Origin of the sequence: Streptomyces sp. E11-3 (assembly GCF_046540415.1) — a bacterium.
In the GTDB taxonomy this organism is placed as follows: domain Bacteria; phylum Actinomycetota; class Actinomycetes; order Streptomycetales; family Streptomycetaceae; genus Streptomyces.
In genome coordinates this window covers 1-1,109 of the sequence record NZ_JAZGRL010000193.1, presented here as the reverse complement: position 1 = coordinate 1,109, position 1,109 = coordinate 1, and the positions used below count along the sequence as shown (strand labels likewise).

Sequence of the window (1,109 nt, the reverse complement as noted above, 5' to 3'; positions counted from 1 at the left end):
CCCTAGCCCGGTGGCTCCCCTACCCCCCGTGCCCCCTTGTCCGTACGGCGGTACGGGGAGCGCCCTGAACAGCCTCCGTACCGCCGTACATCCAATGACTCGAATACCATCCGATATTTCGAACATGGGAGTCCCGTGACCGTCCCGTCAGCACCTCGCCGCCCCGGCGCCGACGCACTCGCCCGTATCGGCCATCCCATCCCCGCCGTCGATGCGGCCGCCGCCTCGCCGCACACCTTCCCCGACGGCGGCACCTGGCGCACCGAGATCCCCTCGGTGGAGGGTCCGGAGGCCCTGAGTGTGGTCCTCAAGGAAGCCTCGCGCCTGGACGTGCCCGTCCACCGGATCAGCCAGGGCAGCGGTGTCTGGATGCTCACCGACAGCGAGATCACCGACATGGTGGACTCCTGCGCCGAACGGGACATCGAGCTCTGCCTGTTCACCGGACCGCGCGGGACCTGGGACATCGGCGCCTCCACCCGTACCGAATCCGGTGGCGCCGGGCTGCGCGCCCGTGGTCACGACGGTCTCGCCGGGTGCGTCGAGGACGCGCTGCGCGCGACCGGCCTCGGGGTGCGCTGTCTGCTGGTCGCCGACGAGGGGGTGCTGTGGACGCTGCACCGGCTGCGCGCCGACGGTCTGCTGCCCGCCGACACCACCTTCAAGCTGTCCGCGCTCACCGGACCGGTCAACCCGGCGTCGTACGCGGTGTACGAGCGGCTCGGCGCGGACTCCCTCAACGTGCCGTCCGACCTGACCCTGGACCATCTCACCGAGATCCGGCGGGTCAGCCGCGCGCCCATGGACCTGTACGTCGAGGCGCCCGACGACCTCGGCGGCTATGTCCGGATGTACGAGGCGGCCGAGCTGATCCGGCGCGGCGCGCCGCTGTATCTGAAGTTCGGCCTGAGCAAGTCGCCCGGCATCTACCCCTACGGCGCCCATCTGCGCGAGCACACGCTCGCCACCGCCCGCGAGCGGGTCAGGCGGGGCCGCCTGGTCCTCGATCTGCTCGCCCGGCACGGCGCGGACGGCGGTATGTCCCCGCTGGGCTCCCGGCTGCCGGGGCCCCTCAACCGCTTCCCCACCCCCGACACACCTGGCCCCGA

At 71.9% G+C, this 1,109-nt stretch carries 1 protein-coding gene; it reads left to right on the top strand.

The window, feature by feature from the left end; all coding sequences use genetic code 11:
- Positions 1 to 135: 135 nt before the first annotated feature.
- Positions 136 to 1,109 (top strand): hypothetical protein (locus U9R90_RS36340; protein WP_411061771.1); only part of this gene is annotated, 974 nt, incomplete at its 3' end.